Source organism: Veillonella atypica (assembly GCF_041431435.1).
In the GTDB taxonomy this organism is placed as follows: Bacteria; Bacillota; Negativicutes; order Veillonellales; family Veillonellaceae; genus Veillonella; species Veillonella atypica.
Genome location: NZ_JAPVXV010000001.1, coordinates 428,197 through 448,393, shown reverse-complemented (window position 1 = coordinate 448,393; position 20,197 = coordinate 428,197). Strand labels below are relative to the sequence as shown.

At 35.3% G+C, this 20,197-nt stretch carries 21 protein-coding genes; 18 read left to right on the top strand and 3 right to left on the bottom strand.

Translation table 11 applies throughout. From position 1 onward, the window contains the following. Nucleotides 1-15: 15 nt before the first annotated feature. The gene (locus O3598_RS02125; RefSeq protein ID WP_287500442.1) at nucleotides 16-249 is read left to right on the top strand and encodes a hypothetical protein; all 234 of its coding nucleotides are present in this window, start codon (nucleotides 16-18) and stop codon (nucleotides 247-249) included. Between the two features lie 108 nt (nucleotides 250-357). Further along, nucleotides 358-1,008, top strand: coding sequence for a DUF4304 domain-containing protein (locus O3598_RS02120; RefSeq protein WP_005380795.1), 651 nt, complete (start codon nucleotides 358-360; stop codon nucleotides 1,006-1,008). Nucleotides 1,009-1,137: 129 nt separating this feature from the next. Here O3598_RS02120 and O3598_RS02115 read toward each other — a convergent pair whose 3' ends face one another. Next, a complete protein-coding gene (locus tag O3598_RS02115; protein WP_371451593.1) occupies nucleotides 1,138-3,417 on the bottom strand; it encodes a TonB-dependent receptor in 2,280 nt (759 codons plus the stop codon). Between the two features lie 272 nt (nucleotides 3,418-3,689). Between O3598_RS02115 and O3598_RS02110 the strand changes: the two genes are divergently transcribed. From O3598_RS02110 to O3598_RS02050, 13 genes are all read left to right on the top strand, one after another. Next, a complete protein-coding gene (locus O3598_RS02110) occupies nucleotides 3,690-5,270 on the top strand; it encodes a YadA-like family protein (protein ID WP_371451592.1) in 1,581 nt (526 codons plus the stop codon). 200 nt (nucleotides 5,271-5,470) lie between these two features. Next, nucleotides 5,471-6,268: an ADP-ribosylglycohydrolase family protein gene (locus O3598_RS02105; RefSeq protein WP_371451590.1), complete on the top strand. Its 798-nt coding sequence runs from the start codon at nucleotides 5,471-5,473 to the stop codon at nucleotides 6,266-6,268. A 26-nt stretch (nucleotides 6,269-6,294) separates the two neighbouring features. Next, nucleotides 6,295-7,356 carry an ankyrin repeat domain-containing protein gene (locus O3598_RS02100; protein WP_371451588.1) on the top strand — a complete coding sequence of 354 codons (1,062 nt, stop codon included), beginning with the start codon at nucleotides 6,295-6,297 and terminating at the stop codon, nucleotides 7,354-7,356. Nucleotides 7,357-7,384: 28 nt separating this feature from the next. Beyond that, a complete protein-coding gene (locus O3598_RS02095) occupies nucleotides 7,385-7,804 on the top strand; it encodes a bacteriocin (protein WP_371451586.1) in 420 nt (139 codons plus the stop codon). Further along, on the top strand, nucleotides 7,797-8,156 hold the full coding sequence (locus O3598_RS02090; RefSeq protein ID WP_371451584.1) for a hypothetical protein: 360 nt from the start codon (nucleotides 7,797-7,799) through the stop codon (nucleotides 8,154-8,156). The genes O3598_RS02095 and O3598_RS02090 overlap by 8 nt, the downstream gene beginning before the upstream one ends. A gap of 48 nt (nucleotides 8,157-8,204) precedes the next feature. Then, nucleotides 8,205-8,675 carry a glycosyl transferase family 4 gene (locus O3598_RS02085; protein ID WP_371451582.1) on the top strand — a complete coding sequence of 157 codons (471 nt, stop codon included), beginning with the start codon at nucleotides 8,205-8,207 and terminating at the stop codon, nucleotides 8,673-8,675. A gap of 30 nt (nucleotides 8,676-8,705) precedes the next feature. Next, entirely contained in the window at nucleotides 8,706-10,220 is a 1,515-nt protein-coding gene (locus O3598_RS02080) for an SMI1/KNR4 family protein (RefSeq protein ID WP_371451581.1), read from the top strand. A 56-nt stretch (nucleotides 10,221-10,276) separates the two neighbouring features. Beyond that, nucleotides 10,277-11,299, top strand: a complete 1,023-nt coding sequence (locus tag O3598_RS02075; protein ID WP_371451579.1) for a DMP19 family protein — start codon at nucleotides 10,277-10,279, stop codon at nucleotides 11,297-11,299. 64 nt (nucleotides 11,300-11,363) lie between these two features. Then, nucleotides 11,364-11,849 (top strand): prolyl-tRNA synthetase associated domain-containing protein, encoded by a 486-nt coding sequence (locus O3598_RS02070; protein ID WP_371451577.1) that lies wholly within the window; start codon nucleotides 11,364-11,366, stop codon nucleotides 11,847-11,849. Nucleotides 11,850-11,870: 21 nt separating this feature from the next. Beyond that, nucleotides 11,871-13,211 carry a B12-binding domain-containing radical SAM protein gene (locus tag O3598_RS02065; protein WP_371451575.1) on the top strand — a complete coding sequence of 447 codons (1,341 nt, stop codon included), beginning with the start codon at nucleotides 11,871-11,873 and terminating at the stop codon, nucleotides 13,209-13,211. 11 nt (nucleotides 13,212-13,222) lie between these two features. Next, the gene (locus O3598_RS02060) at nucleotides 13,223-13,990 is read left to right on the top strand and encodes a putative quinol monooxygenase (RefSeq protein ID WP_371451573.1); all 768 of its coding nucleotides are present in this window, start codon (nucleotides 13,223-13,225) and stop codon (nucleotides 13,988-13,990) included. Nucleotides 13,991-14,105: 115 nt separating this feature from the next. Then, nucleotides 14,106-14,885, top strand: coding sequence for a protein-ADP-ribose hydrolase (locus O3598_RS02055; RefSeq protein ID WP_371451571.1), 780 nt, complete (start codon nucleotides 14,106-14,108; stop codon nucleotides 14,883-14,885). 102 nt (nucleotides 14,886-14,987) lie between these two features. Next, nucleotides 14,988-15,485, top strand: a complete 498-nt coding sequence (locus tag O3598_RS02050; RefSeq protein WP_005381018.1) for a methylated-DNA--[protein]-cysteine S-methyltransferase — start codon at nucleotides 14,988-14,990, stop codon at nucleotides 15,483-15,485. A 113-nt stretch (nucleotides 15,486-15,598) separates the two neighbouring features. Here O3598_RS02050 and O3598_RS02045 read toward each other — a convergent pair whose 3' ends face one another. Further along, entirely contained in the window at nucleotides 15,599-16,264 is a 666-nt protein-coding gene (locus tag O3598_RS02045) for a fumarylacetoacetate hydrolase family protein (RefSeq protein ID WP_287500429.1), read from the bottom strand. 147 nt (nucleotides 16,265-16,411) lie between these two features. On the opposite strand from O3598_RS02045, the gene O3598_RS02040 reads away from it, so the two are divergent. Further along, nucleotides 16,412-17,434 (top strand): branched-chain amino acid aminotransferase, encoded by a 1,023-nt coding sequence (locus O3598_RS02040; protein ID WP_371451568.1) that lies wholly within the window; start codon nucleotides 16,412-16,414, stop codon nucleotides 17,432-17,434. A 104-nt stretch (nucleotides 17,435-17,538) separates the two neighbouring features. Here the strand turns inward: O3598_RS02040 and O3598_RS02035 are convergent, their stop codons facing one another. After that, nucleotides 17,539-17,931, bottom strand: a complete 393-nt coding sequence (locus O3598_RS02035; protein ID WP_371451566.1) for a thioesterase family protein — start codon at nucleotides 17,929-17,931, stop codon at nucleotides 17,539-17,541. Nucleotides 17,932-18,102: 171 nt separating this feature from the next. Between O3598_RS02035 and O3598_RS02030 the strand changes: the two genes are divergently transcribed. Together O3598_RS02030 and O3598_RS02025 are read left to right on the top strand one after the other, a co-directional pair. Further along, nucleotides 18,103-18,840, top strand: coding sequence for a TVP38/TMEM64 family protein (locus O3598_RS02030; RefSeq protein ID WP_005380858.1), 738 nt, complete (start codon nucleotides 18,103-18,105; stop codon nucleotides 18,838-18,840). Nucleotides 18,841-18,883: 43 nt separating this feature from the next. Further along, nucleotides 18,884-20,077 carry an aminotransferase-like domain-containing protein gene (locus O3598_RS02025; RefSeq protein ID WP_009660930.1) on the top strand — a complete coding sequence of 398 codons (1,194 nt, stop codon included), beginning with the start codon at nucleotides 18,884-18,886 and terminating at the stop codon, nucleotides 20,075-20,077. Nucleotides 20,078-20,197 lie beyond the last annotated feature (120 nt).

The following is a 20,197-nucleotide window of genomic DNA, read 5'->3' as shown; positions in this document are numbered from 1 at the left end:
GTAGAGCAAGCCAGTATGAAGGATTGGCATTATTATAGAGATCCATTACGGGTTTATAGTCCAGATTTTGATATCTTAGTTTCTTACTTTAATCAAGTGTATCCTATTATGGATGCATCAGATAATACTGAAAGAGATAGATTTGATGTATGCTTTGATAATTGGATTAAGAAAGATTACTGGACTAAAATAATTCAAAATATTGAAGTTGATCTTATAAACTTTAGTAAAGATGCATTAGAGTTTTAAACTCATGTATTGCTTGGGAAAAGGAAATACTTTAATATACATCTGATATAGTTATTGAAAGTAATCTTTAAAAGAAATACAGTATTATTTAGGAGGACTTTTACAATTTTGAAACCTAGAGAGTTATGTGAAAAAGCTTGGCAGGAGATAGCAAGTAAATTTCCTGATTTTAAGGTAGTTAGTAAAGGTCAGAAGTTAAAGAAAACCTCTAAGAATAAAGACCTTATCTTTGAAATCTACTTTCAAGCTAATAGAAATAACTATGCAGATAGCGTAGAGTTTGTTCCACATATTGCCATTTATTCTAAATCTATGAAAAAAGCTAATATTCATAACGGGTTTGTATATGGCGGAGAATTAGGTCGTTTGTTAAATAGAACGGAATGGCATTGGTATCAATTAGCAGGTGCTAACTATCAATATACTGTAGATGAAGTTAGTAAGTTATGTGAGGAATATATAATACCGCTATTTGAAGGTTTTGAAGATACAGAACGTAATATTGAAAAACTTATAGAGGGAGATATAAACGATTATAATCTACCGTATTATATTTATCATTATGGTGGAAAAGATAAAGCTCAACAATATTTTAATAAAATAATCAAAAATTCTGAGTTAAGAAGTATGTATATTGACTTTTATAATCAGTTGAAAGAAATTCCTAAAGAAAATATTTCATTAGGCGTGAGTGAATTTTATGGATCCACTATGATTGAATTTGCATATATAAATGGAATAATAATTGAAGAAGAATAAATAAGTCCATCGCATAGAAACGATATGCGATGGACCTTTTTTTGCTTTTATATATTAAATTTAGATAGATTTTATATGGTTGTGGTTAAATCAAATAGAAGTTATATAGTAAAGTTTGATGAATGATTACTAAAATTTAAACTTCATACTTGCAGAATATGTACGGCCTGCGGTAGCTTCATCATCGTAGAAAATACGATTAAATACATTTTGAATACCTAATTGTAATGTCGCTTCTTTGGAGAATTTGTAATTCATTGCTACATTAGAGATAAAGTAGCTATCTGAGGAACCGTATTGACCTGTAATATCATCTACTGATTGTCGACGACTTACATATTGAGCATCCCAAAGGGCATTCCATTTACCATTAGTATATTCAAGACCTGCATGGAAGATATGTTTAGGTATATCATAATTGATTTCCTCATATCCGCTTGCATTTGTGTTAGGAAGATCTTTATGTTTTATACGACCCATTTGCCATGTATAGTTTCCAAATACAGACCATTTTGAGGATAGTTGGTGGCGAAGTTCTAATTCTATGCCGCGACGAGTTTCTTGGTCTACATTTTCATACATTTTATAATCTACATCACCATTATTATCATAATGTGTTACATATTTAACCTTATCCTTCGTTTTTACATAGAATGCAGATAGATTTAAAGCAGTTTTTGTGCCCCATTCTTTTTTCATACCAACTTCAAATGTATCTGAACGTTCTGGATTAAGATTTGGATTCGCTCGTACTACATCTGTGTAACGATATACTTGACTAAGTGGTGGTGGATTAAAAGAGTGACCATAGGAAGCATATACATTTAGCGAATCGGTTACATAATGTTCAATTGCTAATCTTGGACTCCATTCAGTATAGCTACCTTCACCATGATTTACGGTGTCGTATCTATTATTGGTCGTATCATAGGTAACATGTTGACCATCGAATTTTTTGAATCGGTCTATACGAAGTCCGGTATAAATAGCCCAATTGAAATTAGGACGGTATGTGTCTTGGACGAATAGGGCTAAATTATTTGTAGCACCTTTATTGATTTCATACAATCCACCAGGATATGTGGTTGAATCAAAGGAAGAATGATTTCTCCAATTAGTTAATTCTCTTCGTTTTTGCTCAAAGCTTTCCTTTTTCCAGTTAATGCCCGCAACAACGCTATGTTTCCCCATACGATCCCATACTTTTTGTGCATCAAAATTAATTGTTTTTCCAGGATAGAATGAATCATCACCAGGGCCGCTGTAGTTAGGTGTATTTGGATTGCTAGGGCTAGAGAATCCATCTTTTTTTCGATCTAATATATTGAAAGTAACTTGTAGCTTATTTTTGTCATTTTTATATTGTAGGTTATGAGCATGATATTCTTTTAATCCATCATAGCCTAAGTATCTACTTGTTCTAAGTGCTACATATTTTTGATTGTTAATTTTGACATTTCCAGAGAAGATAGGTGCACCATTTACGGTTATGGTACTCATTGGATTCTCATAAGCATATCTATTTTTCGTATATAGATAAGAGTAGGTTAATGATTCTCTATCACGGAGTTTCATCGTTACATACGCAGATAGATTCTTATTATTAAATGACTTATCTCCTCGACTACCTAATAGATAGGAACCATCTTTGGTTTGTGGAACTGGATTATCTGGTGTAACTGTTACAGTAGACGGCCTTATGTTGGCAGCTCTGCCGGTAATAAAGAAACCTGGATAACCATCTGTTTTTCTTTGCTCTCCGGACATACCGACAGTAATACGATTAGATACTTGTGCATCAAACCCTAACTCATTATTTAGTGTCCCATGAGATCCATATCCAATTTGTCCATGCCAATGGATATCTTTTACAGATTGTTTTGGTTGTTGTTGTTTTGTTTGAATGTTGATAACACCAGCAACACCTCTGCCACCATATAAAGAGGAGCTAGGACCACGTACTAATTCGATTCTTTCAATAGAATGTACTGGTATAGCTTCCCAATCAACACCATTATTAAAGGTGTTATTCATTGGTACACCATTGAGTAATACTAAGATGTCAGTAGAATCAAAACCGCGAATTTGTAATCCACCGTTTGCTTTTTGGCTTTTATACACGCCAGGTAACATTTGTAGAGCATCTGTTACGGTATCAACTCTTCGTGTTTCAATATCTTTGTCTGTTACAACAGATACAGCACTTGGTGTTTTTATGATATCCTCCATAGTTCTAGTAGCAGTTACCGTGATGGTATGTGATACTTTAGGTTCATCGGCCACGTTGGTATCTGCTGCATATACAATGGATGCGCTCATAGCCGTTAAAATCATTGAAAATAACATGATTTTTGATGTACTGGTTTTCTTACAACCAGTTAATGTTTTCTTTCTTTTACCTTCTTTCATACGTATGACCCTCTACACTAAAATAATTAAAATACATCATTTTTAGTATAGCATTGGGACGAATAAATTATTATGAATAGTAGTTATATGATTATAAGTAATGCTAATTATATAAAAAACAAAAATAATTTATAATTAATTTATATTATGAATTTTTTTGAATAAAAATTATTCAGAAAATGATCTGTGTATTGTGTATATCAAGAAAGGAGTCAATTTTGTAAGTATTTTTGGTAAGTAGTTTTGTATATTCATAGAGAGAGAAGAGAGAAATGAATAAAGTACAAATGATGTTAACTGGTAAGATAAATTCCCATAAATGTAATCCTAAGAACGTAAAGAGCCTTAGTACCGCAGTAACTGCTTGTGCATTTGCATTAACATTAGGCTCGGTTATGGTATTAAGCACACCTAGTGCAAATGCAGCCGGTCAAGTAATTGGTGGTTATACGGCTGGTAACCAAGCGTTAGGCGATGGTAGTGTCGTTGTCAGTGGTGGTAAGGATAAGGCAAATAACTTAGCAGAAGGGGAAAATAGTGCAGTCCTTGGGGGAACAAAAAATATGACCGAAGGCCCTTATACCGCTATTGTAGGGGGCTTTCAAAATATTGTTCACGAAGAAATTAAAAATGGGGTCATTCTTGGTGGTACAAAAAATCAGATTGAAGCAGTAGGAACATTAGTAGGAAATTATGCCACAATCAGCGGCGGGGAGGATAATATTGCGTATGGTGAGTCCTCATCTATTTCAGGTGGTAATTCTAATGGTACATATGGATTACATAGTTCCATTGCCGGTGGTCGTGGCAATAATGCAGCTGGTGAAATTGGTTCTGTTATTGGCGGTTCTCAAAACAATGCAGATGGAAAAGGAAGTACACTTGCGGGCGGTTTAGGAAACACTGGTGTTGGCATGTGGTCCTCCGTATTTGGGGGCAGTAAAAATGAAGCTGTAGGCACTGGTGCATCCATACTTGGCGGTGGAGGCCGTGAATTTACAGGTCGTAAATTTGTGACCCATAAAAATATTGCCAATGGTGAGTATAGCACTATTGTTGGATCTCGAGATGCTATGACCGTAGGAAATGGTAGTGCCGTTGTGGGTGGATCTAATGGTCTAACACTTGGTCTTGCTTCTACTTCTGTGGGTGGTGGTTTTACAGGAACTAAGGCCGAGAACAGTTTGGCATTAGGTCATAAGGCAGGTGCTACTGTCAAATATGGCACTGCCATTGGTTATGAAAGCGTAGCTACCGAAGAAGGTACTATTGCATTTGGTCATGATGCTGGTGATGTTTCTGGTTACACAGTAAAATATCCAGATAAAGAAATTACCACACACTTAGGTTATAAAAAGACTGTGCCAGATTATGATAAAGAGCCTACAGTAACACCTACTACATATTCAGATGCTAAATATAATCGCTTGGTGAAAGTAGCCGATGGTGTTGATGCACATGATGCAGCTACAGTAGGTCAATTGGAAAATGCTATTAGCCAAGTACAATCGGTAGGTACAAATTTTGAATCTACAGTTAATAAAGCAACTGCATCTAGCTATGCATTAGCTGCATTACAACCGAATTTCTCTGAAGGAGAAACTGGATTAGGTGTAGCCGTAGGATTTGGTCATTATCATGGCAAAACAGCTACTGCATTAGGTGCTTATTATCGTCCAAGCCGAAATGTACAATTTAATGTAGGTACTGTAGTAGGCAATGGTAACCAAGGTTTTAATGGTGGACTTAGCTTTAAGGTAGGCCCTGAATCTAAATCAAATACAACATCCACTGATGAAAGAATCGCTCAATTAGAAAAACGTATTCAAGAATTAGAGCGTTCAAAGAAATAATTCTATATACATTAAAGATTAAATAAGAATTATATAAATAGAGCCCTTTGCTTGTGCAAAGGGCTTTTACTATACACTCATACTTATAAATGTAATATAATTAAACTAAATGGATAGTATTGGCGGAACATTTATGTATATAGTTAATACGATAAAAATTAGCTAAATAATAAATTCAACAAATTCAGGGAGGGATTAACATGTTAGGAGCAATCATTGGTGATATAGTTGGTTCACGATTCGAATTTAATAATATTAGACGGAAGGACTTTGATTTTTTTACAGATCAATGTGTGTTAACTGATGATAGTATCATGACACTTGCTGTAGCAAAGGCAATTCTTATGAGCCAACCAAATTACAGAAATCTTTCAAAAAATGCAGTGGAATGTATGCAGACGATTGGGAGATGCTATCCAGGTTATGGATATGGCGATCGGTTCTATAGATGGATTTTTGCAGAGAATCCAAAGCCATATAATAGTTATGGTAATGGTTCTGCTATGAGAGTTAGTGCTGCTGGATTTGCAGCACATAGTTTGGACGAAGCAAAGCTTCTTTCTAAATTAGTTACTGAGGTCACTCATAACCATCCAGAAGGCATGAAAGGTGCAGAGGCAACAGCAGTTGCCGTATACTTAGCTAAAACTGGTAAAGATATACAAGAAATCAGAGATTATATTAATCAGCATTATTACACCATGGATTTCACATTGGATGAAATCAGAGATACCTATAGGTTTAATGAAAGTTGTCAAGGAACAGTCCCACAAGCATTGCAAGCTTTTTTTGAATCCACTGATTTTGAAGATGCCATTCGCAATGCCATCTCAATAGGTGGTGATAGTGATACTGTTGCTGCTATTTGTGGTGGTGTAGCACAGGCATATTATGGTATTCCAACGGATATTAGAAAACAGGCTCTATCGTTTTTAGATACTAAACTGTTAGGTATATTGACTGCCTTTGAAGAGAAGTTTATACCAGTTGTGGTATAAGTAAATATTATATAGGAGAGAGGGATATGATATATCTTAAGGATTTAGGCACTTTTGAATCTGTACCAGATTTAGTGACAGATATTATAAATGGAAATATTACCGCTCTTGAAAGCGCATTAAAAAATGGTTTGGATATTCATAAACTTATACAAATTGGTAAATATAGTGAGTATTCACCTCTACAATTAGCGTTAGTGATGAACTGTTTGCCAAGTGTAAAATGGTTGGTCGAACATGGAGCAGATCTAAATGATAAAGAAAATCCAAGCTTCTTATTAGCAGTACGGTATGGTAATCAAGAGATTATAGACTATGTTGTAGCTCAAGGGGCCAATATTAACGCCTTGAACTCTGTGGATGTAGATGCCTTTCAAGCTGCCTTATATGGCAAGAAATATGAGAACTTACAACTCATTCATGATTTAGGACATACAGTACAGAAATATGGTGGACGAGCTTTCAGAAATGTCATTACAGACCAAGACTATGAGGTCCTAGATTTCTTCATTAATAATAGTGTGGATATTAATTACAACAAGCCTGATTCTGTATATCCATTTAAGCCAACTCCACTATGTGTAGCAGCTCGGTATGTGGATTTACAGATGTGTAAATATCTAGTAGAACATGGTGCAGATGTAACCATCACAGAAAAGGATGGGATGCGTCCCTATAGTATTGCTATTGAAAAAGGCGATATGGAAATGGCAGAGTATTTTAAAAATTTAGAGCCTACTGAGTATCATGATAGACAGAATAAAATGGATCAATTAAAACCATTTAAACTTCCAAAAGCGGTAATATCCTTTTTAGAGGGAGATAATCTTTACTTTGAATTACCAGACTCAGATTTTATCTCTATAGAGTTCTTACCTTTACTTGATACAGTTCCATTTAAATGGGGTCGTCGTAAACTATTACGTTTATCTAAAGAGCTAGGTGAGTACAACGATTATCAAATTGTTTGGGACCCTAAGTCTAAAAAGATTGCTTGCTATGATATGGAACATCAAGAACTACGAGAGCTCTGTAAATTTGATGAGTTTATAGCGGATATGGCAGGGCAATTAGAAACTTTGTTTTAATGGATATCATAAAGGAGAGGCGATACATATGACAGATACATTTGAGAAAACATATACAGATTGGTCGATCGATGTGGGTGAGTACAAATATGAAGGTATTACACTGAATGAAGTTGAACAAAATCTGTATGCTATTGAGGACCAAGAGCAAGACTTTGTAGTTATTTCTCCATCAAAGGCAATCTCCATAGATAATAAACTATATAGCTTTGTACAGGTTTGTAGTGATCGAGATACCGATTTATTACATATAGAGCTTAGTGTAACTAATGATGGTGACCGAGGCGCCATCATATATGGTAAAAATGAACTAGGCCACCAAGAGGTGTTACAGATCCTAGAAGACTTTATTGCACATCATAAGGTTCCAACATTAGATGATTGGGACATCGTGTTAGATTTAAGACCTAAGATGGAAAGTTATGTAAAGGGTTCCGAAAATGACTAATGATGTAAAATATGATGAACTGTTAAAGCAATATACCTGGTCCTATGAAGAAATACAATTTTGTTGGGATGAGAAGCCAACGGATGCTAATGTAGATACTGCTAAATTATTAGCTACTAATTATCATAAGAATATAGATTCTATTGTTACTTTCATTCATAACGAAATCCAAGATTGGTATGGCGATGTAAACATTGATGAAGTGAAAACACGGATAGGTATGCCTATTATTGAACCAGAGCGAGATGCTGTGACCTATTGTGAGCAAACCTTTGATGATACGCACATCTTTTCCTTTACATTTTGGGATAATGAATTCAAAGATTTACATTACTTTGCCATAGATGGATAATATATTCTCTAATGATTTAGTTACTACCAATAGCATGCGGAGTCTATTATGTTATATACACCGAATAACCTTTTGTATAAGTATATTCGCTATCGATTTAGACGGATTCAGATTCAATGTAATATGGTATATGATATAGCACCAGAGGACGAAGATGAGATTTGCCGTAATCTGTTAAAACAGAGAGCGAAGATATTAATTCCAGTTGGCATAGTATATGCATTAATATTTGCCCTTACTTTCGCTTGGCTATTAGGCACAAGTGAGAAATTGAACCCATTAATGCAATGGGAAGTAAGAGTTATTGACTATGTTATACCATTTTTAAATACCATTGATTTTAAGTGGTATGCGTATTCGCTGAATTTATTGTGGGCAGCCCTTATATTGGCCCCTGTCGGGATTATTAACGTATCTCCTTATATCATTTTTTCCTATATTATAGATACCATTTTGATACGACGCGAGATGAAAGCTTTAATAAAAAAATATTCCATTAATCAAATAAAATGTGGTTAGATTATATCTATTTGTTTAGGAGAGAGTATTATGAGTCATCTAAAAGATTTCAATTGGACTGGATTTTGGAAAGACACCGATTATGCATTTGAGTCCTATATAGGTAGAGAGATTACCGATGAGGATATTAAGAATGCTGAAGCTGAACTAGGCTATACATTGCCTAAAGCGTATATTGAACTACTTAAAAACCATAATGGTGGTGTAGTAAAGAAAAATTGTTTTATTAACGATGATGACGATTGTGTATATATAATAGGAATATATGGCATCGATAGAGATAAGAAATACTCTCTTTTAGGTGAGATGGGTAATGAGTTTTGGATTTCAAAAGTAAAATATCCCCCTATCGGTATCGTTGTAGCCGATACGATTTCCGGTGGTCATGATATGATTTTCCTTGATTATCGTGAGTGCGGTCCAACCGGTGAACCTAAGGTAGTCCGTGTAGACCAAGAAGGGGATTACTCAATTACGCCGTTAGCAGATAATTTTGGTGACTTTATTAAGAACTTATATTTCAGTATAGAAGAAATTACGGATGAAGAGTTTCAAGAATTAAGTGATACAGAAAAGGTTAAGCTCCTTAATGAACAAGAGGGCCTCGATATCAAGCGTGCGATGGAGTTATTAACTAACATAGGCATTGATAATTTGTCGCCTATATTGTTAAGCGCCTTAGGACGTATGTATAACAATAATGGCCGTGCAGCAGAGGCTATCGAGTTATTTAATCGTATAGATGAGGCACATCGCGATTGGTCTTGGTATTATCGTTGTGGCTATGCTCATGCATCTTTAGGGTGTGGTGAAAGCTATGATTCTGAACATGTACAAAAAGCATTACAGTTAATAGAGACGGGCATAAAAATGACGAAAGCAGCCAATTTAGATAAACAACTTGGTTGGTGCTGTGAAGTTGTAAAATACCTATTAACTCAAATCAAGCCAAAAGAGTACAAGGAGGATTATCCTGTGATATTTGAAACTATTAAGAATGTATTTGATAAGAAAAACAGTCAAGATGCTACAGAAGGTAAAGATGTCGAAGACGTTAATGAATGCGATGAAGATAACTATCCTACATATGATATAGTGCATTGGATATTTAACAAACATACGTATAGTAGAGATGAGTTTTCAAAAGAATATAATGAAAATGTAAAGAAATATGTAGATGATGATGAGGCAGATGACGACGATAGATTAGAAGAACCTGAAATTTTAGTAACCTATGAAGCTTGGATTGAAAGTGAAGACCAACTCTTTGATAATGAACGTGTTACCGATGAAGAATTGCTGGAAGAAGATAAAGAAGATGGCATGTGGCAGGTAGAAATTATGGCTCATCTTGTGGCGGATAATGGCACATATTTTACTAGAGAAGAATTACTCTTTAAATTGCATAATTTAATGGCTAATAAAGAACTTGGTGATCACGTATTCTTTGAAGGCATCGAATACGAAGGACATGAATGTGAAGGATATGGGCTAATAGATAATGAAGACGGTATACCTGTATTCTATATTGTTTGTGGTAGCTAGCTTCTAGATAATGTTTATTTTAAGACTATATATGAAATATGATAGGATGTGACATAATGGGATTAACGGTTGAACAATTTAAAGCATTTTCTGAGGCGGAGCAATTACAAACCATTAAAGAGCTTAATGATTCTGGAAATGTAGAGACTATTATTGATGTGTTAACTGATGTGGGCGTGGAAAATTTATCCGTACCTCTATTAGGTGAGCTTGGTAGAGCTTATAACAATAATAGCAATGAAAAAGAGGCTATTAAGGTATTAGAATCTATTGATGAAGAGTATCGTGATGCGGTGTGGTATTATCGCTGTGCCTATGCGTATGGAGCTATTGTTTTGGATAATAGTGACGGGTACACATCGAATACTATGCAACAGATGCTAAGATTAGTAGATAAGGGTGTACGTTTAGCTACGGAAGCGAAACTAGATGATATAAAATCGTATTGTTTTGAAGTTATTGATATGTGCTATTTGCAAATGGATTTTGAAAAATGTGAAGTTGACTATCCTGATTTATGTGCAGCCTATAATGAGTACGTAGCAGAGAAAAAGAAGAAACGAAAAGGTGTACCTCGTCATCGGACTATCACTGTCGAAGAGATACAAGCTACCGATGATGTATGGACCATTAATGAGCCTATGTATTGGACCATCAATATATATGGATCTTATGATGATTATATAGAATCCGCAAAACCTTTCACCTTAGAGCAACGCTATCTTAATGCTATATCTTGGTACTTCGCAGAGGTTAATAATGGTGGTCATCATCAATTCTTCTATAACTCTACCGGTATTGTATGGGAAGATGCTCTAGAAGGTTTACGACTATTTAAGATGGATGAACTAGCAGATAACTTACAAACTGTCATCGATTATTTTGGTGGCTCAGTTCCATTTGATAGGGAAGAACGATGGAACATTTTAAAAGATTGGGAAAATGAGGATGAACTGTTCGATTTCCTTGATAAAAAAGATGATGTAGTATATGAATATGATGGAATCTATGAAGATACATTCGTACATGAACATCCAGAGTTATTTGTATTTGATGGGACCTATAAGGTTCCAGAATAAGCGTAGCAATGTAGTGTATAAGGGCTACTTTCACTAAGAATATACTATGTATTAGAGGTATTACATGTTAGATAAACAAGGCGTATATGATTGTTTGCGTGACCATCATATCGATTTTGAAGTTACGGATCACGCACCGCTATTTAGTATGGACGATAAACCAGATGTAGAACTGCCATATCCAGAATGGGATGCGAAGAATTTATTTATCCGAGACCATAAGCGGGAGCATTACTATTTAATTACTGTACGCGGTTCAAAGCGTGTAGATTTAAAACAATTCCGTAAGGACCACAATCTTAAAAAGATTTCCTTTGGTTCTGAAGAAGAGTTATGGGAGATTTTGAAGATTAAACCAGGTCATGTATCACCATTCTGCTTACTCCACGATGAGGAGCGTAAGGTGCATTACTACATTGATGCGGATTATAAGGATAATCTCATTGGTATCCATCCAAATCAAAATGATGCGACCGTGTGGTTACAAGGAAAAGAACTTGTTAAGCTTATAGAGGAGCATGGTACAATAATTGAATATATAACAATATAGATGTAACATAAGAGGTTTTACATGAAAGTTAAATTGATTCAACCGCGTATGTTAAAACGTCCTATGGATACAGATTTAAAAATACGCATGTCCCCTCATTTAGGATTATTGACTGTGGCTAATATTATTCGGCATGATTGTGAAGTTACAATTGAAAATGAAAATATTAGACCCATTGATTTTGATGATGTGCCTGACTTAGTAGGCATAGCAGTTACTGTAGATGTTTTACCTAGAGCTATTGAAATTGCATCTATATATAGACAAAAAGGTGTTAAGGTTATTGCTGGTGGTATACATATTACCACTGCATCTAGTTCTGTGCCAAAGGATGCATTTGATAGCTTATGTATTGGTTTTGCAGAAAATACATGGCCTCAAATTATAGAGGACATGAAACATAATAGATTACAATCTGCATATGTATCTAAGCCTTTAACTTCTGGGAATGATATTGTAGCGCCTGCATATGACATGATAGATAAGACTGATTATTTATGGTATAACGTTGTTTCTACAAGTCGCGGTTGCCCTCATACATGCGATTTTTGCTATAATAGTTCTGGAACTCATCAATATATAAATCGTAATATAGATGATGTATTAGCAGATATTAAAAGTTTAGGCACAAAGCATATTATGTTTATTGATGATAATTTTATTGGTAATATTTCTTGGACTAAACAGTTTTTAGAGCGTATTAAACCTTTAAAATTAAACTGGAATGCAGCGGTTACTATGAAAATAGGACAATACCCTGAATTAATGGATTTGATGAAAGAAACTGGTTGTCAGAGTTTATTTATTGGTTTTGAAAGTATCAGTCCTCAGTCTTTATCTAGTGTTCATAAGATGCAAAATAATCGTGAAGAGTTTGAAAGACTTATTAGTGAATTACATAAGCGTGGCATTATGGTCAATGCTAGCTTTGTATTTGGTCTAGATGGAGACACGCCAGAGACATTTAAAAATACATTAGATTGGATTATTAGCCAGAAAATTGATACCATTACCTCTCATATTGTAACTCCATATCCGGGGACTGAATTCTACAAGAGAATGGAAGCTCAAAATAGAATTTTTGATCATGATTTATCTAAATACAATACGTCTCATGTGGTTGTGACGCCGCTTGGTATGTCTAAAGAGGAATTAGAAGAAGGATATCTTTGGATATATCAAGAGTTATATTCCATAAGAAATATATTCCGTCGTATGCCTAAGACTATCGGAACGATACCAGCCTATTTAACCTTTAATTTCTTTTATCGTAGATTTGGCCATTTTACATCAAAAGTATGTGAGCTTTTAACTTATAAACGTATTGGATTATGGGCTGAAAAATTATCAAGATATATGTAAAGGAGTCACTAATGAGTAAGCGATATATAAAACGAATTTTGCTAACTTCTGCTATTGCCATATTGGGTGTGAGTACATCATTTGCTGCATTCACATTTGATAAACAAGAACAAGTAGATACAGCCCCTATTGTAGGTTTGTATCGTTTCCAAGTACCGAACGAATTACAAGGTGCGTATAATACTGCAGGTGTTCAGAATTTAACAGCCTCTATGGCTAACGAGCCTAATACACTATCTATGAATGTGGCTCATGTAAAAGGTAATCCATCTGAATCATACGTAGTGGAGGTATATAAAGATACAGCTGCCTTAGAAACACACCGCAAATCCGAGCATTTCCAAAACTATATTAACGAGGTTGGTTCTAAACTGATAAATCGTAAATTGTATGATGTACAGCCTTTGTTATTGATTGAAAAAACAAATGCGTTATCTTTGATTAATGATGGTCAATCTGTTGTGACCTTAACAGATTTTACAGTAGACGGTAATGAAGTTGATACAGTACAAAAACAATATCAACTAGATATTGAACGTGCCGTTCGTGATGATGCGGGTTATAAGGCAGGCTATGTATTACGTGAAAGAAATAATAAAACTCACTGGTATGTAATTCAAATTTATAGCGATGAATCAGCTTTCAATAAACATGTAAATAGTCCGGGATATCGTTTCATGATGAGCCAAATTCAAGGTAGCCTACAAAACGTTACCACAAAGGTTTTAGATGGGGATATCTTGGTCAATCATGGTGGTCAAGATTTTGTAAGACTATAACTTTTGTGATATATTATAAACAGTAAAGTTACTGCTAGCATATGCATATGTATGTGCTAGCAGTTTTTTGTTATATAATAGGTGAACGTATATTCTATACTAAAAGGAGTTACATATGACACAGCAAGAACGGTTACGCTATTTGGTGGAAGGCTTAGTAGCAGAATACAAAGAGAAGCATAACGAACATATAGATATCCCTATGAATGAAGAAGAGCAATTTACTCTCTTTAGATCTTTATGTAATATTCGCCCTGCTGGTGGAATGCCTCTTGAATGGATGAAGATAGAGGCTGAATATTTACATATATTGGCCCATGAAAAGGGCATTGTAACCATTAATGATATGGAAGAGCGAGAGACTCAGATTTATCTATGGCAAGGAGACATTACTCGATTATCTGTAGACGCTATTGTAAATGCAGCCAATAATCAATTATTAGGATGTTTTGCTCCAAATCATAAATGTATCGATAATGCCATTCACACCTTTGCAGGTATTGAACTTCGTATGGAATGTGCTAGAATGACTGAGTATATGGAAATGCCAGAGAAAACAGGTGTAGCTCGTATGACCTATGGGTATAATTTACCAGCAAAGCATGTACTTCATACGGTAGGGCCTATTATTTATGAAAGTGTAACAGATAAGGAAAGAATTGAATTAGCTTCTTGCTATGAATCCTGTTTAAAGTTAGCTAATGCTTATAACTTACACTCCATTGCATTCTGTTGTATTTCTACTGGTGAGTTTAGATTCCCTAATGAAGAAGCAGCACAGATTGCCATAGATACGGTACGAACATATTTAAAAGAAACAAGTAGTAAAATACAAGTGGTATTTAATGTGTTTAAGGATATAGATTATGACATCTACAACAAATTATTGGGATAAATAATATACTCCTTTTGAAATTCATGAAAATACTGTATCATTTAATAATGATATACAACAAGTATCACAAGATTTATTGGTTTAATAAGGAGTTAATGTACTATGAATTATAAATACACCTATGAAAGTCCGTTAGGAACAATGATTATGCTTGGTACATTAACGTATTTAACAGATTTATTTTTGGTAGATGAAAGCCATGCTCCTACTTATGATGATGCGGAATATATTGAACAACTAACAGGTCCCTTTGAAGTAACCATTATGTGGCTAGACCAATATTTTAAAGGTCAAAAACCATTTATTACTCCACCAATACAATTAGAAGGAACAGAGTTCCGTAAATCTGTATGGTCTATATTACAAACTATACCTTATGGGGAAACTACAACCTATGGAGCTATTGGCAAACAAATAGCTGAAAAGCAAGGTAAAGATAAAATGTCTGCTCAAGCTGTGGGCGGTGCCGTAGGACATAATCCTATATCTATTATCATTCCATGTCATCGTGTAATTGGCAGTAATGGTAAATTGACCGGATATGCAGGTGGTATTGAACGTAAGAAATATTTGCTAGATCTTGAAGTGAAACATAAATAGTACATATTAGATTGTAAAATCATATTTAAATAGACTTATAGAAAAAGAAGAAAGAGATTACTCATGATGGATAGACACATCATAGGTAATCTCTTTTGGTATATATAGGGGGACTATTTAAATTGATTTACTAAGGTACCAATGCCACTAATCGATATAGATACGGTATCTCCTGATTTTAACCAACCATATCGTTTTTCATTTTTACCGAGTACAACACCACTAGGTGTACCGGTAAAGATAATATCACCCTCTTGTAGTGTAATATACTGAGATACAAACTCTATGATTGCATCTGGTTTAAATAACATTTGTTCTAATTTAGCTTGTTGACGCACCTCACCATTTACTGTTGTGGTAATGGTAGCATTTTCAAAATCAAAATCGTCAGGTGATACGATAACAGGACCGATAGGGGCAAAGTTATCTAGTGATTTACCTAGAATCCATTGTGTACCTCTAAATTGTAAGGTTCGAGCTGATACATCATTACCAATGGTATAGCCTAAGATATGTTCTTTAGCTTGGTCGCGAGATATATTTTTACCAGCCTTACCAACGACGATAACTAGTTCTCCTTCGTAATCATAATGAAGGTTTTCATCTTGAATGGGAACTATATCTTGATGTGACGCCAATGCATTAGATGTTTTCATAAAGATTTCTGGAAAATCATGTGTAGCAAGACTAGTTTCCTCTATATGGTCTGCATAGTTTAAACCGATACAGATAATGTTTTTGGGATTAGTAATTAGGGTACGGTTAGTAGATTCTTTCATGAGAAATACCTCCTTACGAGATGAGATACATATATTGTAAGTTAATTATAATATAAATCTCCTTAATAGGCTCTATAGAATATGTTGAAATAACTTGCTCATAGTGTTAAGATTATAAGTATATTAATAAGCATGGAGGTTATTGTTATGAGCAAGAATATCGATTGGGATAATCTCGGTTTTGGTTATGTAGAAACCGACTACCGTTATTTGACTACATATAAAGATGGTAAATGGGACGAAGGCGGATTAATTACTGATGCTAACGTTGTTCTTAATGAATGTGCTGGTGTATTCCAATATGCACAAACTGTATTCGAAGGTTTAAAAGCATACTACACTAAAGATGGTCACATTGTATGTTTCCGTCCAGATCTTAATGCAGTTCGTTTGAATCAATCTTGTGAACGCCTTGTAATGCCTACATTACCTGAAGGACGCTTCCTTGAAGCTGTAAAAGAAGTTGTAAAAGCAAACAAAGACTTTGTTCCTCCTTATGGTCATGGTGCAAGCCTTTATATTCGTCCATATATGATGGGGACTAACTCCGTTATCGGTGTAAAACCGGCTGACGAATATCAATTCCGCGTATTTACTACACCAGTAGGCCCTTACTTTAAAGGTGGCGCAAAACCAATTAAAATCCGCATTACTGATTTTGACCGTGCAGCACCTCATGGTACTGGTCACATCAAAGCTGGTCTAAACTATGCGATGAGTTTATATGCTATCACTGATGCTCATAACAAAGGTTATGCAGAAAACATGTACCTTGATGCGGCTACTCGTACACATGTAGAAGAAACTGGTGGTGCAAACTTTATCTTTATCACTAAAGATGGCGCATTGGTAACACCTAAATCTGATAGTATCTTGCCATCTATTACACGTCGCTCCTTGATGTATGTAGCAGAACATTATCTTGGTATGAAAGTAGAACATCGCACTGTTTATAAAGATGAATTAAAAGACTTTGCTGAAATGGGTCTATGCGGTACAGCAGCGGTTATTTCTCCAGTAGGTCAAATCGATACTCCAGAAGGCACTATCAATGTACCAGCTGGCATGGATGATATGGGGCCTATCACTAAAAAATTATATGATACATTACTTGGTATCCAACATGGTGAAATCGAAGCTCCAGAAGGTTGGGTAGTTAAGATTTGCTAATCTTTAAGTAATATACAATAATATAATATTAAAACATCCTCCATAATCAGAAGATTGTGGAGGATGTTTGCGCTTATAGAATTTATTTGATTGGATCTATCGATTTAGTTTGATGCTTTTCGGGCACCGACCTTAGTCATAAATTTCTCATTGTTAATGACAAATCGTTTATGTGTGCCTTTACCAATAATTCCAACACCATCGGATGCTTCGATGTTAAAGGAGATTTTTCGCCCTTCCACAGCTGTTACTGTAGCAGTGGCTGTAATTGTAGCACCCATAGGGGAGGGAGCATCATGGCTAATGGATAGGGAGATGCCTACCGTGCCTTCACCATCATTCAATTCTGGTTGTACTGCTGCTTGTGCAGCTTCTTCCATAAGTGCACACATAGCAGGAGTAGCGAATACCTCAAGAGAACCAGACTTCATTGTTTTTGCAATATTAGATTCTGTAACTGTAACTGTTGCTGTTGCAGATTGACCAACTTGTATCATAGTAAACCTTCTTTCGTAATGAACTAGAATATATTTGTATTATACAACTCTTATGAGTATATATGCTAATTTTGTAATGATAAAATTTATTATTTCCTAAAATAGACTTAATTATACAGACTCTATAGAATCCGTGCTATAATAGTACTAGTTTTATTAAACGAGGTAACTATGAAAGAACGAAAATTTTCGCCTTCTGGTGAAGGCTTGGTGCAGGTAATAGCAGGCGTATTATTTGTCGTACTACTGATCATCATTAATATTGTAGATCCTACATTTTACCCAACTATGTGGCATCTAGCAACGAGTGGTTCTATGGAGGAAATTGCCGAGTATATTCAAGGCTATGGTCCTATGGCCATGGTGGTGAGCATGCTCCTTGATATTTTTGTCAATGCTGTAGGGTTTTTGCCATCCATCTTTATTTCCACAGCGAATGGTCTCGTGTTTGGCATGTGGCCTGGCATTATTATTTCATGGCTCGCTGAAACCATTGGGGTAGTCATTAGCTTTTATATTATGCGTTATTTCTTACGAGATGCGGCGGATAAGCTAATTTCTAAGAGTACCACATTGATGAAGGTTGATGATTTTTCCGGTAATAATGGTTTTGTGGTCATGTTATTTGCTAGATCATTACCTTATTTTCCATCTGGTGTCATCACTGCGCTAGGGGCTATCAGTAAGATTAAACCGCGTGACTATATTTTAGCAAATTTAATTGGTAAATTTCCGTCTACAGCCCTTGAAGTTGCTATTGGCACAGATATTGTCAACTTCCAAGAGAATATGGGGCGTCTAGGTATTATTGTCGTCGTAGCAGCCATTGTATATTTTATTCTATGGAAGGTATATAAACGATATATTAATAAACGTAATGCAGAACGAGAACATGATCCTAATGCTTAATAAACATGTATTTCTATGTAATTAAAATAAAAGAGGCGATACTATGAGTTTTTCACTTCCTGAACGCGTAATATTAAAAGGGCCTAATTTCATCCGTGAAGTATTTGAACGTGGTGTGGGTGTACCTGGATTTATCAGTTTTGGCATTGGTAATCCAGCACCAGAGGCAATTCCTGTGAAAGTCATCGAAGATGCCTTTGATTTCATCGTTCATGATAATCCTATGAGCTTATTACAATATGGTCCGATGCAAGGGGATGCGCGATTAGCAGAATTGACCTTACAACGTTTATCGAAAGTTCACCATATGAATTTAGAGGGTCAAGGTTTGATTATTTCTAATGGGGCTGGTCAATTATTGGGCTTGGTGCCAATTACTGTGTGTGAACCTGGCGATGAAGTGTACATGGATGATTATACTTTCACAAGTGCTATTAATTCTGTACGCAATATGGGGGCTAAGGCAGTCGGTATCAAAACTGATGAGTTCGGTATGATTCCAAGTGAGTTGGAAAAAGCGGCTCAATCAGGCAAGGGAAAATATATCTATTTAATTCCAAATTTCCAAAACCCAACAGGCATTACCATGCCACTAGAACGTCGCAAAGAGATTTACGCTATTGCATCAAAATATGATTTGTTTATCTATGAAGATGACCCATATGGTGAAATTCGTTTTGCTGGTGAACATATCCCAACATTTAAATCCTTTGATTCAGAAAATCGTGTTCTCTATGCAGGTTCCTATTCTAAAACATTATCGGCAGGCTTGCGTGTTGGTTTCTTGTTGGGCCCAGAAGATGTTATCGGCACTATCCAAGCGTTAAAAAATAATACGGCGGGACAAATGCCACTAGTTACACAAAAGGTGGTAGCACACGTACTAGACCATATCGATTACGATGCACATTTAGAAAATGTACGGAAGGTATATAAATCTAAATGTGATGCTATGATGCGTGTCTTTAAAGAAAAAGGTAGTTCCAAGGTTCATTTGACTCAACCTACAGGTGGTATGTTCGCATGGATGACAATGCCGGATACTGTTGATTGTGATGAATTCTTTGAAGCGTGCATGAATAAAAATGTAGGCATTATTAAATGTGGTGCTTTTGCAGCGGATGGTGTACAAAATGGTCATGCATTCCGTTTGAGCTATACGGTGCCAACCATTCCAGAAATTGAGAAGGGGATGGAAATCCTCTGTGCTCTTACAAAGGACTATTGTGGTGAATAATTTAGTCATTTAAAGTGTATAGGTATATTGAAAATTATTAAACTACCATGATACAATAACACTGTAAATATATGATGTGTTAGTTGTAGAAAGAGCTTTCACAATGAACGATATTTACAA

Coding starts and splice junctions, on each gene's coding strand:
- O3598_RS02125 (WP_287500442.1), top strand. CDS start 16: ATGAAGGATTGGCATTATTATAGAGATCCATTACGGGTTTATAGTCCA.
- O3598_RS02115 (WP_371451593.1), bottom strand. CDS start 3,417: ATGAAAGAAGGTAAAAGAAAGAAAACATTAACTGGTTGTAAGAAAACC.
- O3598_RS02110 (WP_371451592.1), top strand. CDS start 3,690: ATGAATAAAGTACAAATGATGTTAACTGGTAAGATAAATTCCCATAAA.
- O3598_RS02105 (WP_371451590.1), top strand. CDS start 5,471: ATGTTAGGAGCAATCATTGGTGATATAGTTGGTTCACGATTCGAATTT.
- O3598_RS02100 (WP_371451588.1), top strand. CDS start 6,295: ATGATATATCTTAAGGATTTAGGCACTTTTGAATCTGTACCAGATTTA.
- O3598_RS02095 (WP_371451586.1), top strand. CDS start 7,385: ATGACAGATACATTTGAGAAAACATATACAGATTGGTCGATCGATGTG.
- O3598_RS02090 (WP_371451584.1), top strand. CDS start 7,797: ATGACTAATGATGTAAAATATGATGAACTGTTAAAGCAATATACCTGG.
- O3598_RS02085 (WP_371451582.1), top strand. CDS start 8,205: ATGTTATATACACCGAATAACCTTTTGTATAAGTATATTCGCTATCGA.
- O3598_RS02080 (WP_371451581.1), top strand. CDS start 8,706: ATGAGTCATCTAAAAGATTTCAATTGGACTGGATTTTGGAAAGACACC.
- O3598_RS02075 (WP_371451579.1), top strand. CDS start 10,277: ATGGGATTAACGGTTGAACAATTTAAAGCATTTTCTGAGGCGGAGCAA.
- O3598_RS02070 (WP_371451577.1), top strand. CDS start 11,364: ATGTTAGATAAACAAGGCGTATATGATTGTTTGCGTGACCATCATATC.
- O3598_RS02065 (WP_371451575.1), top strand. CDS start 11,871: ATGAAAGTTAAATTGATTCAACCGCGTATGTTAAAACGTCCTATGGAT.
- O3598_RS02060 (WP_371451573.1), top strand. CDS start 13,223: ATGAGTAAGCGATATATAAAACGAATTTTGCTAACTTCTGCTATTGCC.
- O3598_RS02055 (WP_371451571.1), top strand. CDS start 14,106: ATGACACAGCAAGAACGGTTACGCTATTTGGTGGAAGGCTTAGTAGCA.
- O3598_RS02050 (WP_005381018.1), top strand. CDS start 14,988: ATGAATTATAAATACACCTATGAAAGTCCGTTAGGAACAATGATTATG.
- O3598_RS02045 (WP_287500429.1), bottom strand. CDS start 16,264: ATGAAAGAATCTACTAACCGTACCCTAATTACTAATCCCAAAAACATT.
- O3598_RS02040 (WP_371451568.1), top strand. CDS start 16,412: ATGAGCAAGAATATCGATTGGGATAATCTCGGTTTTGGTTATGTAGAA.
- O3598_RS02035 (WP_371451566.1), bottom strand. CDS start 17,931: ATGATACAAGTTGGTCAATCTGCAACAGCAACAGTTACAGTTACAGAA.
- O3598_RS02030 (WP_005380858.1), top strand. CDS start 18,103: ATGAAAGAACGAAAATTTTCGCCTTCTGGTGAAGGCTTGGTGCAGGTA.
- O3598_RS02025 (WP_009660930.1), top strand. CDS start 18,884: ATGAGTTTTTCACTTCCTGAACGCGTAATATTAAAAGGGCCTAATTTC.